The organism is Streptomyces sp. NPDC007189 (assembly GCF_040703635.1).
Lineage (GTDB): Bacteria > Actinomycetota > Actinomycetes > Streptomycetales > Streptomycetaceae > Streptomyces.
The window spans coordinates 506,505-519,366 of the sequence record NZ_JBEYEY010000004.1 but is presented as its reverse complement, the minus strand read 5'-3'; the positions used below and the strand labels follow the sequence as shown (position 1 = coordinate 519,366).

The following is a 12,862-nucleotide window of genomic DNA, read 5'->3' as shown; positions in this document are numbered from 1 at the left end:
CCGGCCTCTGGCATGTGCGCCGAGCAAGCACCACAGGCAGGCACCGCAGGCACACGAAGGGATCTGTATCTCCCATGTACGCAGCATCGTCCTCCGTGTCCGCCCCGCCCCGGCCGCTTCGCACCCGCCCGGCGGGCGGCGGACCGTACCTGGACCCGGCGGCGCGCCCGGGCGGCCCCGTGCCGGCCGCGGGCCGGCTCCGGCGGGTCCCGGGCCAGCCCGGCCCCCAGCCGCTCAGCGGGAGACTGGACCTGTCCGGTCCCCAGGGCGCGCAGCTGCGCACCGCGATCGCCGCGGTGCACCGGATCTGTCCGGAGTTCACTCCGGCGCAGGTGCTGCGGCGCAGCGGACGGTCCGTCCTCCTGGTCGGGACGGCGGGGCGCGGCACGGCCGTGGCCAAGTGTCTGCTGGACCACTCGCCCGCCTGGGCCGAGCGGATCCGTCATGAAATAGCGGCATACCGCTCGTTCGTCCGGCACCGGCCCCCGGTCCGCGTGCCCCGGCTGATCGCGGCGGATCCGGACAACGGCACCCTGGTCATCGAGCGGGCCCCGGGCCGGGTGGCGGCGCTGCAGCGCCATCCCCTGGAGGCGCCGCCCCGCGCGGACATCCGGGCCGCGCTCGGCGCGATCTGCCGGGTGAACGCCTGGCGGCCCCCGGCGGGCACCTTCGACATGCCGCTCGATTACGGCGCCCGGATCTCCCGGTTCCATGAACTGGGCCTGCTCACCGACCGGGACCTGGGCGACCTGCAGAAGCTGCTGCACGGCATCGCCCACGAGGTGGGCCGGCACGGCATGCTCCAGTTCTGCCACGGCGACGCCCTGCTGTCGAACGTCCTGCTGTCACCGGCCGGTCCCGTGCTGGTGGACTGGGAGCACGCGGGCTGGTATCTGCCGGGGTACGACCTGGCGACGCTGTGGCTGGTCCTCGGGGACGCGCCGGTGGCCCGGCGGCAGATCAGCCAGATCGCCCAGTCGGCGGGCCCCGCCTCGCGGGACGCCTTCCTGGTCAACCTGATGCTGCTGCTGACCCGGGAGATCCGGACCTACGAGACGGCGGTGCAGCGTTCGATGCACGAGGTGACCCCGGCGGCACCGGGCACGGCCCACCCGGGTGCTGCGCCGTCCGGCGAGGAACAGCGGCTGCTGCTCAGGCGGCTGCACGACGACTGCCAGATGGCCCGCAGGGCCGTCCGAGCGGCGGTCGGCACTCGCTGACGGGGACGACGGTTCCGCGGTGCGCCCGAGTGGCGGCGCACCGCGGACCTTCGTGCGTCCGGGGCCGGTCATGGCCACTGGTGTATGCCAGTGACGCCGCGCAGGCCCGCGCACCGCCGTCGCGAAACTCGCCGAAAACCCTCCGTGACGTGGGAAATCGCCTGACCCCAGGCATCATTGACGGATCGTCGGCAAGCGGGTACCACTGACCCAGCTCGGCGCCAGACGCCCCGCCACGCCCACCGGTCACAGGAGGCCGCATTGCGAGGTTCCGCCACCGATTCCCCGTCCACGCCCGGCGACAGACATCTGCGGCGCGCCGCCGTCCCGCTGGCCTCGGCGGCCCTGCTGCTGCCGCTGCTCGGCGCGGCCCCCGCCCAGAGCGCCGGCGACTCCTCCGCCGGCCGGCTGCAGCACGCGTTCGCCACGGCGTCCGCCGAGTACCACGTACCGCAGAGCGTCCTGCTCGCCGTCTCCTACCTGCAGTCCCGCTGGGACTGGCACGCCGGCGCGCCGAGCGTCACCGGCGGCTACGGCCCGATGCACCTCACGGACGCCCGCACCGCGATCGCCACCACGGAGCACTACGCCGAGGGCGCCGAGGACGCCCGCGGCGACAGCGAACGCGCCGCGCTGCACCCCGACATCAAGGTGCCGGCCGAGTCCGCGCTCCCGGGCCGCCTGAAGACGCTGCCCAAGGCGGCGGAGCTGACCGGTCTGACGGACCGGCAGCTGCGCACCGACCCGGAGGCGAACGTGGCGGGCGGCGCCGCCCTGCTCGCCGCCGCGCAGAAGCAGCTGGGTGAGCCGCTGAGCTCCGACCCGGCCGCCTGGTACGGCGCGGTGGCCCGCTTCTCCGGCGCCGACGACAAGGCGACCGCCGCGGCGTACGCCGACGACGTGTACGACGTCCTGCGCACCGGCGAGGAGCGCGTCACGGACGACGGCCAACAGGTCGCGCTGGCCGCCGAGCCGGGGCTGGCCGCCGACACCGCCCAGCTGCAGAAGGCCGGGCTGGGCTCGCTGCCCACGGACGGTGTGGAGTGCCCGAGGTCGGTGTCCTGCGAGGCGGTCTGGGCGCCGTACGCGGAGTTCGGGGACGGCGACTACGGCAACCACGACCTCGGCGACCGGCCGGTGTCGCAGGCGATCAAGTACATCGTCATCCATGACACGGAGGGCGCCTGGGACGGGGTGATGAACCTGATCCAGGACCCGACCTATGTGTCGTGGAACTACACGATCCGCTCCACGGACGGTCTGATCGCCCAGCACGTCAAGGCGAAGGACGTGGCCTGGCACGCGGGCAACTGGGATGTCAACGCCCGCTCCGTGGGCATCGAGCACGAAGGTTTCCTCGCCAACCCGGACGCCTGGTACACGGAGGCGATGTATCGTTCCTCCGCCCGGCTGGTGCGGTACCTGGCCGCCGAGTACGACATCCCGCTGGACCGGCAGCACATCCTCGGCCACGACAACGTGCCCGGTCCGACGGCGTCCACGATCCCCGGCATGCACACGGACCCGGGTCCGTACTGGGACTGGCGGCACTACTTCCAGCTGCTGGGCCACCCCTTCCGGCGCACCGCGGGCCCGCAGGGCGGGCTGGTGACGATCCTGCCGGACTACGCCGCGAACCAGCCCGCGTACACGGGCTGCACCACGGCGGGCGAGCCGTGCGCGGCGCACGGCTCCAGCGAGGTGCGGCTGTACTCGGACCACGACGTGAACGCCCCGCTGATCAAGGACGTCGGGCTGAAGAAGGACCCGACCGAGGACGTGAACGACCTGTCCTCCCGGGTCTCCACCGGCCAGCAGTACGCGGTCGCCGACCGCTGGGGCGACTGGACGGCGATCTGGTACCTGGGCCAGAAGGCCTGGTTCCAGGACCCGCGCTCGGCTCCGGCGGCGGTGCCGGCCAAGGGCGTGGTGATCACGCCGAAGGACGGCCTGGCGAGCATCCCGGTGTACGGCAGGGCCTATCCGGAGAAGGAGGCGTACCCGGCGGGCGTGCCCGCGCAGTCGGTCGTCCCGCTGCCGTACACGATCCCGGCCGGGCAGAAGTACGTGGTCGGTGACGAGGTGCCGGGCGAGTACTACTACGCGGTCACCTTCACCACCGACTCGCACCGGGTCGTGGTGGGCAAGGACCTGTACTACGAGATCCAGTACGGCCACCGGGTCGGCTTCGTCCGCGCGGCGGACGTGACCCTGGAGGGCTCGGCCGGCTGACCGCGGCCGGGCGGCCTCAGCCCTGCTGGAAAAGCTCCGCCGGGAGCGGCTTCAGCAGGGCGTACAGGTCGTCGGTGATGGGGCGGTCCCAGGCGGCGATGGTGACGAGGACGCCGTCACTGCGGTCGAACTGGACGCAGGAGATCCGGGACTCGGACAGCTTCAGCCGCCGCACGATGAGGAGGTTGTCGCCCTGAAGGACCGGGGTGTCCTCGACACCCACAACGGTGACCTCCTCGTCGTTCTCCAGCGCGAGCAGCAGCTGGCCCACCTCGAAGGGGATCTCACCCTCGGCGACCTCGCGGGCCGGGGAGCCCTCGGGGAGGTTGCCGATGATCATGGCGGGTCCGCGGCCGCCGAAGAGGTCGTAGCGCAGGAAGACACCCTGGCAGGTGCCGTCGGGGGCGGGCAGCAGGCCCGCGCCGAGGTTGCCCGGCCAGTCGCCCGGGTCCATGGCCAGCACGTCGAAGTCTGGTCCGGCAGGGGTGGCGCTGCGGCGGCGGAGGAACGACATGCGGCCATGGTACGTGGGCTGTGCGGGAAGTGCGGAGCGGCTCCGCCGGAAGGGCCGGGCCCGGACTGCCGGTCGCCTGCGGGCGCCTCGTGACTCGGGCGCCTGCCGCTCGGCTCCTCCCCGCGGCTCGTCGGGCGCTGCCGCTCAGCCCAGAGGACAGCTGCTCAGCAAAGTGGCCGGCGTCGCGTCGGGCGGGCGCGGGACCGTGTGGTCGGCCGGCGGGCGTGCGTCCCCGGTGATCCAGTGCTCCAGGGCCTCGAAGGCCGCGTGGTGGCAGGGCACCATCGGGCGGAGCCTGCCGGGGAAGGCGTCGACGAGGGAGTCGGTGTGCGTGCCGTCCTGGATGCGGTAGTAGCGCAGCAGGGAGCCGCGGCCCGCCGCGTGGACCATGCGGGCGTAGACGTCGGAGTCCTGGCTGATCGGCAGCAGCACGTCGAGGGTGCCCTGGAGGGTGATCAGCGGTTTGCCGATGCGTCCGGTGAGGGCGATCCGCTCGACGGCGCGGTGGACGGCGGCGGGCCGGGACGCGTAGTCGTAGTCGGCGTCGCAGGCGGCTGAGCCGGGGGTGCAGAACGGGGTGCCGGCCTCGGTGGCGCCGTCGTAGCCGGGGTCGAGTTCCTCCCGGTAGATGCGCTGGGTGAGGTCCCAGTAGACCTGGTAGTGGTACGGCCACAGGAACTCCGAGCCGGCCGGGAAGCCGGCCCGGTGCAGGGAGGCCTGGGCCTCGGCGGCTCCGGGACCGCCCGCGGCGTACGTGGGGTAGTTGCGCAGCGCCTGAGGCAGGAAGGTGAGCAGGTTGGGGCCTTCCGCGCGCCAGAGGGTGCCCTCCCAGTCGACTCCGCCGTCGTACAGCTCGGGGTGGTTCTCCAGCTGCCAGCGCACCAGGTAGCCGCCGTTGGACAGGCCGGTGGCGATGGTGCGGGCGGGCGGCCGGCGGTAGCGCTGGGCGACCACGGCACGGGCGGCCCGGGTGAGCTGGGTGAGGCGGGTGTTCCATTCGGCGATGGCGTCGCCGGGCCGCGTGCCGTCGCGGTAGAAGGCGGTGCCGGTGTTGCCCTTGTCGGTGGCGGCGTAGGCGTAGCCGCGGGCGAGCACCCAGTCGGAGACGGCCTTGTCGTTGGCGTACTGCTCGCGGTTGCCGGGCGTGCCGGCGACGACCAGGCCGCCGTTCCAGTGGTCGGGCAGGCGGATGACGAACTGGGAGTCGTGGTTCCAGCCGTGGTTCGTGTTGGTGGTGGAGGTGTCCGGGAAGTAGCCGTCGATCTGGATGCCGGGGACGCCGCTGGGCGTGGGCAGGTCCTTGGGGGTGAGTCCGGCGTAGTCGGCGGGGTCGGTGTGGCCGGTGGCGACGGTGCCGGCGGTGGTCAGCTCGTCCAGGCAGTCGGCCTGTTGGCGGGCGGCACCGGGCACCCGGAGCTGGGCGCGGCCGGCGCAGTGGCCGTCGGGTGCGCCGGTGGACGCCGCCGTGGCCGGGGTGGTCAGCAGCAGGCAGGCCGCGGTGAGCGACAGTGCGTTCAGGGCGGTTCGGCGGGTGGGCCGTCTGTGCGGTGCGGTCGGCATACGGGTTCCTCCGGCTGTGGGTGGACGCGCTGGAGGCTAGGGGCGGAGTGGGTGCGCCGGACATGTGTGGGGCCGCCATGAAGACGGCCCCGGCAGCGTTGTCGGCCGCCATGACTGCACTACTGACCATCCGTCAGGGGCAGCCGTTGTCCGCGATGGTGAAGTAACCCGCTGGCTGCTCCTTGAGTGTGTGGGTGACGAACGTGTTGTACAGGCCCATGTTCTGCTGGGATCCCTTGGCGTAGGTGTAGCCGCCGCTGGTGGTGGCCCTGCCGGCCTGCACCTGGGCGTAGTTGCTCGCCGTCCAGCAGGAGGCGGTGCCGCCACCGCCGGTGCCTCCGCCGCCGCTGCCGCCGCCCGGGTCGGCGGTCTCCAGGCCGAAGAACCGGGCGATCCAGTAGCTGGAGCAGATCGACGCCGGGAAGTAGGGCGCTCCGGTGCTGCCGCACTGCTCGGTGCCGGTGCCCGGGTCCACGGGGGTGCCGTGGCCGATGCCGGGGACCTTGTCGACCTCGACGGCGACGGTGCCGTCGGCGGCGAGGTACTGGTCCTGCTGTGTGGCGTCGGGGCCGATGGACGTGGTGCGGCTCGGGGTCTGGGTCAGGCCGTGCAGGGCGGTCCACTGGTCGCGCAGTTCCATGGCGTTGCGCGGGACGACGGTGGTGTCCTGGTCGCCGTACCAGATGGCCGTACGCGGCCATGGCCCGGTGTACGACGGATAGGCGGCCCGCACCCGCTGCGCCCACGCGTCCGGGCTCAGGTCGACGCCGGGATTCATGCACGTGTAGGGGCTGTTGTCCTGGGTGCAGTCGTAGGGCAGGCCCGCGACGACCGCGCCGGCGGAGAAGACGTCGGGGTAGGTGGCGAGCATGACGGCGGTCATGGCGCCGCCCGCGGACAGACCGGTGACGTAGACGCGCTGGGGGTCGGCGCCGTAGGCGGTCACGGCCTGGCTCACCATCTGCCGGATGGACAGGGCCTCGCCCTGGTCGCGCCGGTTGTCGCTGGTCTGGAACCAGTTGAAGCACTGGCTCGGGTTGTTGGCGGTGGTGGTCTCCGCGAACACCAGCAGGAAGCCGTCACGGTCGGCGAGCCGGGGCAGGCCGGAGTTGTCGGCGTAGACCTGCGCGTTCTGGGTGCAGCCGTGCAGGGCGACGACCACCGGTGGATGCGCGGGCAGGGACGCGGGCCGGTAGACGTACATCGTGAGGGCGCCGGGGTTGGATCCGAAGTCGCTCACCGTGGTGAGCGTCACGGACGCCTGGGCGGTGGGCAGGGGTCCGGCCAGCGCGGTGCCGACGACCACGGCGACGACGGCGAGCAGGCGCAGCAGGGTGCGGTGGAGGCGGGCGCGGAGCTGTGCTCGGGGCGCGGCGCCGAACGGGGGCTGGGGCATGGGCGGCTCCTTCGCAGGACACGTGTCCCGGCCGCTCGTGCGCGGGGCGGCGCGGGGAGCGCCGGGTGTGGCGGAACCGTACGTACGCCCGGCCGGCGTCACCATGGCGCGGGGCACCACAGTCGTGCCCGCGCCGGTCGGCACCGGACGGATTGCGGGGCGCCGCGCGCTCTGCTAGGGCCTGTCCGGCCATGCGCATCGTCGCCCGAAGCCCGGCTGACCGGAGTGGTCAGAGGCCCTGGGCCGGGGGCCGCCGCCAGTGTGCCCAGCCCCTCATCCCTCCGCCGGCAGCGGGGGCACGACCGCGATGGGGCTGGCCGCGTGCAGCAGGACGGCCTGGGTGACCGAGCCCATCATGCGGGCCGGTGCGAGCAGTCGGCGCCGGTGCCGGCCGACGACGACCAGATCGGCGTCCTTGGAGGCGGCGACGAGCCGGCCGGCCGCGTCGCCGGGCAGCGCCTCGGCGTCGGCGCGGACGTCGGGGTGCCGCTCGCGGTGCGGGGCGAGGAAGCCCTCGGTGAGGACGCGGGTCTCGGCCTCGACGGCCGTCTGGTCGATCACCGGCGGCACGAGCTGGCCGGGCGCGGACCAGGTCTGCACCGGCCAGGGGTAGGCGGCGATCACCTGGAGACGGGCGCCGCGCAGGGCGGCCTCGGTGAAGGCGAAGGCGAGGGTGGCATCGTCGGGGCTGTCCGCGTGCAGGCCGACGACCACCCGGGGACCGGGCTCGGCAGGCCCCTCGCCGTGCACCTCGCGGCCGGGCCGGGGCACGATGACGACCGGGCACTCCGCGTCCCGGGCGGCGGCGAGGCCGTTCGAGCCCAGCAGCAGGCTGGCGAAGCCGCCGCGGCCCCGGGAGCCGAGGACCAACAGCTGGGCGTCCGTGCCGAGTTCGGGCAGCACGGCGCCCGGTACGCCCTCCAGCGCCACGTACTCCACCGCGGGCTCTACGCCGCGGTCGGCCAGCCGGGCGCGCACCTCGTCCAGGACCGGGTCGCCCTCCGCCTCGGGCGGCGCGGCGACCAGCACATCGGCCTGGCCCCAGGCGGCGTACTGCCGTACGTGCACCACGCGCAGGGGTGCGGCGCGGCGGCGGGCGGCGTCGAACGCCCACTCCAGCGCGCGCAGGCTGTCCTCCGAGCCGTCGACCGCGGCGATGACCGGCGCAGTGCTCATCGTCCCTCACCTTCCGCCACACGCTTCTCCTTGCCGGGCCAGCCTGACGCAGGCGCCGTCCCCAGCGGGTCCCTGCCGGTCGCGTGTCCGGAAATCCGCACGGAACACACCCGGTTCGGCTGCCGGTGCCGACGCGGGACGGGTTCGGGGCGGGGCGTCTGCGGTGCGGTGCGGGTGCGTGCGAGTGCGTGCGGTGCGAGTGCCTTGCGGCGCGGGTGCGTGCGGGTGCGTGCGGTGCGACTGCCGTGCGGCGCGGATGCGTGCGGTGCGACTGCCGTGCGGTGCTGGCGCGGGACGAGTGCGGGGCGGTGCGAGTGCCGTGCGGTGCGGGTGCGAGTGCCGTGCGGTGCGGGTGCGAGCGGGTGCGTGCGGTGCGACTGCCGTGCGGCGCGGTGCGAGTGCCGTGCGGGTGTGTGCGTGTGGGCGCAGATCGGGAGCAGGGCGCGGATCCGGGCACGGCGCGGATGCGAGCACTGCACGGATCCGAGCACTGCACGGATGCCGGCCGCAGCGGCAAGGCCCAGGACGGCGGGGGTGCCCCGGGTGCCCACGGGCAGGAGCACGGCGCGGATCCGGGCACGGCGCGGGCCCGGGCACGGCGCGGATGCGAGCACGGCGCAGGTCCGGGTGCGGTGCTGCCGGCATCCGCGCGGCTCGCGTCCGGTGCCGGTGCCGGGGGTCGCACCGCCGTGTCGCCGTGCCGACGTGCCGGCTCAGGTGAGGTCGAACTCCCCTTCCCGGGCTCCGGAGACGAAGGCGCCCCATTCCGCGGGCGTGAAGATCAGGGATGGGCTCTCCGGACGGCCGCTGTTGCGCATCGCGATGAAGCCCTCGACGAAGGCGATCTGGACATCGCCCAGTCCTCGGCTGCTGGACTGCCACTCGGCCTTGCTGAGATCCAGCTCCGGCTTGTCCCAGCCCGCGAGCGGGTGCTGCTGGATGGTGCTCTCGGCCACGTCCGTGCTCCTCCCGGTTCGTCGTCCGCGGGCCAGCCTAGCGACCGCTCACGATGCCCGACAGGGCACGTCGGCAGGACTTTCCGGACTCCGGCGGCTCCGCTCCCACGAGCCGCACGGAGAGGTCAACTCCCGTACGAGGCCGGTGGCTCCGGTGACGCACGAACCGGTCGCCGTGGCCGACTCCCGGGGGGCGGGAGGCGGCGGTGGCAGCCGGCCGGCGGTAGCACCCGGACCCACCCGGCCCGCACCACTCCGTAGGGCTACTCTCTGCGCACGATCGACCTCTTTCGACTACTTTGGGTGACTGTCGGTCGGACGAGTGGTGCCGGTCCCGACCTTCCGCACCGGCACCGGCCACGCACGGAAGGACTCCGGGTGTCTCACCACACGCCTAGTCACCTGCCGGGGAACACGGACGACGAGACGGACACCGGGCCGGCGGGACCGGAGGGCGGCGCCGGGCCGGTGGGGGGACCGGCTGCCGGCGTCCGGCCGCCCGGATGGCGGGCGCGCCTGGCGCGGGGTGTGGCCGTGGGGTCGGCCGTCCTCGCCGTCGCCGTGCTGCTCGCCGCGCTGCTGCTGCCGGACCAGCCCGACCGTCTGGGGCCGGCCGCGTTCGTGCGGCTGCCGGCCGAAGGCATCCTGCTCGCCGCCGTGCTGCTGGTGGTGCCGCCGCGGGCGAGGCGGGCCGGGGCGGCGGCCATCGGCGTGCTCATCGGGCTGGTGACGCTCGTCAAGTGCCTGGACATCGGCTTCTATTCGGTGCTGTACCGCCCCTTCGACCTGGTGCTGGACTGGGGTCTGCTGGGCAACGCGGCGGACTATGTGCGGGACACGTCGGGCCGCGCGGGCGAGCTGACCGCCGTCGCCGGCGCCGTGTGTCTCGCGGTCGCCGTCCTCGTCCTCACCGCGGGCGCCGCGCTCCGGCTGAGCACGCTGCTGGTCCGGCACCGGGCGCGGTCCGTCCGGGTCGTGCTGCTGCTGGGCACCGCCTGGATCACCTGCGTCGTGTTCGGCCTGCGGACGGGCGCCGGTCCCGTCGCCTCGACGCTCGACGCGGGGCTCCTCGGGCAACGCGCCACGCAGGTCCGCGTCTCCCTCGCGGACGCCCGCCTCTTCCGGCGCCAGGCCGACCACGACGCCTTCGCCCACACGCCGCCCGGCCGGTTGCTGACCGGTCTGCGCGGCAAGGACGTGCTGTTCACGTTCGTCGAGAGCTACGGCCGTTCGGCGATCGAGGATCCGGAGATGGGCCCGCGGATCCAGAAGGTCCTCGAGGCGAGCGGCGACACCCTCAAGGCGGCCGGGTTCCGGGCCCGCAGCGGCTGGCTGCGCTCACCGGTCACCGGCGGCGGCAGCTGGCTCGCCCACTCCACCTTCCTGTCCGGCCTGTGGATCAGCAACCAGCAGCGGTTCCGCACCCTCACCTCCAGCGACCGGACCACCCTCACGGGCGCCTTCCGCAGCACCGGCGCCTGGCGCACGGCCGGCGTCGTGCCGGGGGTGCTGGTGGCCTGGCCGGAGGGGCGGTTCTTCGGCCTGGACCACGTCTACGACGGCCATCACCTCGACTACCGCGGCCCGGACTTCGGCTGGTCGCAGGTGCCGGACCAGTTCACGCTTCAGACGTTCCAGCGGCGGGAGTTCGGCAAGCCCGGCCGGGGACCTCTCATGGCGGAGATCATCCTCACCTCCAGCCACTATCCCTGGGCGCCCGTGCCCCGCATGGTCGACTGGGGGAAGCTGGGTGACGGCTCGGTCTTCCAGCAGATCAGGAGCGAGGGCAAGACCCAGGACGAGGTCTGGCGGAACCCCGAGAGCGTGCGCGGCGCGTACCGCGACTCCATCGAGTACTCGCTGAACAGCCTCGTCGGATTCCTGCGCCGCTACGGCAACCGGAACACCGTGCTGGTCTTCCTGGGCGACCACCAGCCCGTGCCGACCGTCACCGGGAACAGCCCCCGCAAGGACGTGCCCGTCACCCTCGTGGCCCGCGATCCCAAGGTGCTGGACCGGATCTCCGGCTGGGGCTGGACGGAGGGCCTCAAGCCCGCCCCGAACGCGCCCATCTGGGCGATGGACCGCTTCCGCGACCGGTTCCTGAAGGCGTTCGGTCCGCAGCCGTAGCCCTCGGTCGCTCAGCGGTCGAGGAAGTCCCGCACCACGGCCAGGAACTCCTCCGGACGGGTTTCGTGCACCAGGTGCCCCGCGTCCACCGTCACCAGCGACGCGCCCGGGATCAGACCGGCGAGCTGCGCCACCTGGTCCTGCGGGACGGAACTGGTGGGACCGCCCCCGATGACCAGCGTCGGCATGGTGATCCGGCCCATGTGGTCCCACCACACAGGGTCGGGGGCGTTGCGCTGCTCGTCGGCGGCGAGCACCATCGCCCAGTCGAACGGCAGGTCCCCTTCGGGCCGTTCGGCGGGCGGCCGGGGCGGGTCGAGCGGCACCGGTGCGCAGACGTCCTCCAGCACCAGCCGCCGTACGGCGCCGGGATGACGCTGGGCCAGCAGATAGGCGACGACGCCGCCGAGCGAATGGCCCACGACGTCGGCGCTGTCCACGCCCAGCGCACCCAGCAGCGCGTGGACGTCGTCGCTCATCGCCTCGGCCCGGTAGTCCCCCGGCCAGTTGCTGAGTCCGTGGCCGCGCAGGTCGGGGGCGTGCACCCGGCGCGGGTGCGGGGGTGCCGCGAGCCGTTCGGCGATGTGCGTCCAGTCCGCGCCGTCGGCGCCCCGGCAGTGCAGCAGCACGACGGGTGGGGCCTGCGCCGGGCCCCAGGAGCGGCAGGCGAGCATGATGCCGTTCGCCTCGATGGTGTACGGCGCCCCGGTGTCCATGCCGGGCACGCTAGCGGGGCGGTCGCGTCCCGGCCGCCGACTCTGCCGAGGGCAGAGCCGCGCCCGCCGGTTGCTCGAGGAAGGCGAGGGCGCGCTCGCGGAACCACTCCGCATCGTCCAGCCAGGGGTAGTGGCCGGCGCCGGGCTGGACGGCGACCTCGGCGTTCGGGAACGCCTCGGCCGCTCGGCGGGCGAGCTCCGGGCGGGGGCCGCCGTCGAGTTCCCCGGCGTGGACGAGGACCGGCGCGGTCAGCGCGGCGAGCGCGGTCCGCGTCGTATCCGGGGTGAAGGCGCCCTCGGCGAAGTAGCGCTCCCCCGCCTCCTCGTTGGTCTGCTCGGCATCGGCGTCCGCGTGCGCCCTGGCGGTGTCGTCCCAGCGGCCGTAGAAGAACGGCAGGAAGACGTCGTCGAAGGCGGCCTCGCCCGCCAGCCAGGCCCGGAAGGCGGGGAACGCCTCCGCGAACCACGGCTCGTCCGCGCGCAGCCGGGCCGCGGCCAGCCGTTCCCCGGGGGTCGCCCGCAGTCCGAGCGCGGACGGGTTGGGCGTGATCAGCAGCAGCCGCCGGATCCGCTGCGGGTGGCGGGCCGCGTAGAGCACGGCCAGGACCGCGCCCGCCGAGTGGGCGAGCAGGTCCATCCGCTCCAGCCCCATGTGCGCACGCCACAGCTCCACATCGGCGACCATGCGGTCGCAGCGGTACGTCGCCGGGTCCGCCGGCGTCCCGGAGTCGCCGGTGCCCCGCAGGTCCAGCAGGGCCAGGCGGCGGTGAGCGGCCAGCCCGCCGAGGTCTCCGAGGTAGGCGGAGGCGCGCATGGGCCCGCCGGGCAGGACGGCGAGGGGTTCGCCGTCGCCCCGCAGGTGATAGGCGAGCCGGGTGCCGTCGGGCGTGGTGAAGGTCGGCATGGCGTGATCATGTCGGTCCGCCCCGGAACGGCGCAACGCCTTACCCGTCGTAGCTCCA

10 protein-coding genes are annotated in these 12,862 nt (G+C 74.0%); 3 read left to right on the top strand and 7 right to left on the bottom strand.

Annotation, left to right across the window (positions count from 1 at the left end; all coding sequences use genetic code 11):
- Positions 1–74 precede the first annotated feature (74 nt).
- Together AB0950_RS11515 and AB0950_RS11510 are read left to right on the top strand one after the other, a co-directional pair.
- Positions 75–1,220, top strand: coding sequence for an aminoglycoside phosphotransferase family protein (locus AB0950_RS11515; RefSeq protein WP_360145804.1), 1,146 nt, complete (start codon positions 75–77; stop codon positions 1,218–1,220).
- Between the two features lie 261 nt (positions 1,221–1,481).
- Positions 1,482–3,452 carry a peptidoglycan recognition family protein gene (locus AB0950_RS11510; protein WP_366778384.1) on the top strand — a complete coding sequence of 657 codons (1,971 nt, stop codon included), beginning with the start codon at positions 1,482–1,484 and terminating at the stop codon, positions 3,450–3,452.
- Positions 3,453–3,468: 16 nt separating this feature from the next.
- On the opposite strand, the gene AB0950_RS11505 is transcribed toward AB0950_RS11510, so the two are convergent.
- From AB0950_RS11505 to AB0950_RS11485, 5 genes are all read right to left on the bottom strand, one after another.
- The gene (locus AB0950_RS11505; RefSeq protein WP_030339601.1) at positions 3,469–3,966 is read right to left on the bottom strand and encodes a hypothetical protein; all 498 of its coding nucleotides are present in this window, start codon (positions 3,964–3,966) and stop codon (positions 3,469–3,471) included.
- A gap of 144 nt (positions 3,967–4,110) precedes the next feature.
- On the bottom strand, positions 4,111–5,526 hold the full coding sequence (locus tag AB0950_RS11500) for a 3-hydroxybutyrate oligomer hydrolase family protein (RefSeq protein WP_366778383.1): 1,416 nt from the start codon (positions 5,524–5,526) through the stop codon (positions 4,111–4,113).
- Between the two features lie 133 nt (positions 5,527–5,659).
- Positions 5,660–6,922, bottom strand: a complete 1,263-nt coding sequence (locus tag AB0950_RS11495) for a PHB depolymerase family esterase (RefSeq protein WP_366778382.1) — start codon at positions 6,920–6,922, stop codon at positions 5,660–5,662.
- Between the two features lie 273 nt (positions 6,923–7,195).
- Positions 7,196–8,098, bottom strand: a complete 903-nt coding sequence (locus AB0950_RS11490) for a universal stress protein (RefSeq protein ID WP_366778381.1) — start codon at positions 8,096–8,098, stop codon at positions 7,196–7,198.
- 713 nt (positions 8,099–8,811) lie between these two features.
- Entirely contained in the window at positions 8,812–9,054 is a 243-nt protein-coding gene (locus AB0950_RS11485) for a DUF397 domain-containing protein (RefSeq protein WP_330341686.1), read from the bottom strand.
- A 534-nt stretch (positions 9,055–9,588) separates the two neighbouring features.
- Between AB0950_RS11485 and AB0950_RS11480 the strand changes: the two genes are divergently transcribed.
- The gene (locus AB0950_RS11480) at positions 9,589–11,184 is read left to right on the top strand and encodes a sulfatase (RefSeq protein ID WP_366778380.1); all 1,596 of its coding nucleotides are present in this window, start codon (positions 9,589–9,591) and stop codon (positions 11,182–11,184) included.
- A gap of 11 nt (positions 11,185–11,195) precedes the next feature.
- Here the strand turns inward: AB0950_RS11480 and AB0950_RS11475 are convergent, their stop codons facing one another.
- Both AB0950_RS11475 and AB0950_RS11470 read right to left on the bottom strand, forming a co-directional pair.
- Complete coding sequence (locus tag AB0950_RS11475; protein ID WP_366778379.1) at positions 11,196–11,900, bottom strand: alpha/beta hydrolase; 705 nt, start codon at positions 11,898–11,900, stop codon at positions 11,196–11,198.
- Positions 11,901–11,910: 10 nt separating this feature from the next.
- The gene (locus AB0950_RS11470; protein ID WP_366778378.1) at positions 11,911–12,804 is read right to left on the bottom strand and encodes an alpha/beta hydrolase; all 894 of its coding nucleotides are present in this window, start codon (positions 12,802–12,804) and stop codon (positions 11,911–11,913) included.
- Positions 12,805–12,862: the final 58 nt, after the last annotated feature.

Coding starts and splice junctions, on each gene's coding strand:
- AB0950_RS11515 (WP_360145804.1), top strand. CDS start 75: ATGTACGCAGCATCGTCCTCCGTGTCCGCCCCGCCCCGGCCGCTTCGC.
- AB0950_RS11505 (WP_030339601.1), bottom strand. CDS start 3,966: ATGTCGTTCCTCCGCCGCCGCAGCGCCACCCCTGCCGGACCAGACTTC.
- AB0950_RS11500 (WP_366778383.1), bottom strand. CDS start 5,526: ATGCCGACCGCACCGCACAGACGGCCCACCCGCCGAACCGCCCTGAAC.
- AB0950_RS11495 (WP_366778382.1), bottom strand. CDS start 6,922: ATGCCCCAGCCCCCGTTCGGCGCCGCGCCCCGAGCACAGCTCCGCGCC.
- AB0950_RS11490 (WP_366778381.1), bottom strand. CDS start 8,098: ATGAGCACTGCGCCGGTCATCGCCGCGGTCGACGGCTCGGAGGACAGC.
- AB0950_RS11475 (WP_366778379.1), bottom strand. CDS start 11,900: ATGGACACCGGGGCGCCGTACACCATCGAGGCGAACGGCATCATGCTC.
- AB0950_RS11470 (WP_366778378.1), bottom strand. CDS start 12,804: ATGCCGACCTTCACCACGCCCGACGGCACCCGGCTCGCCTATCACCTG.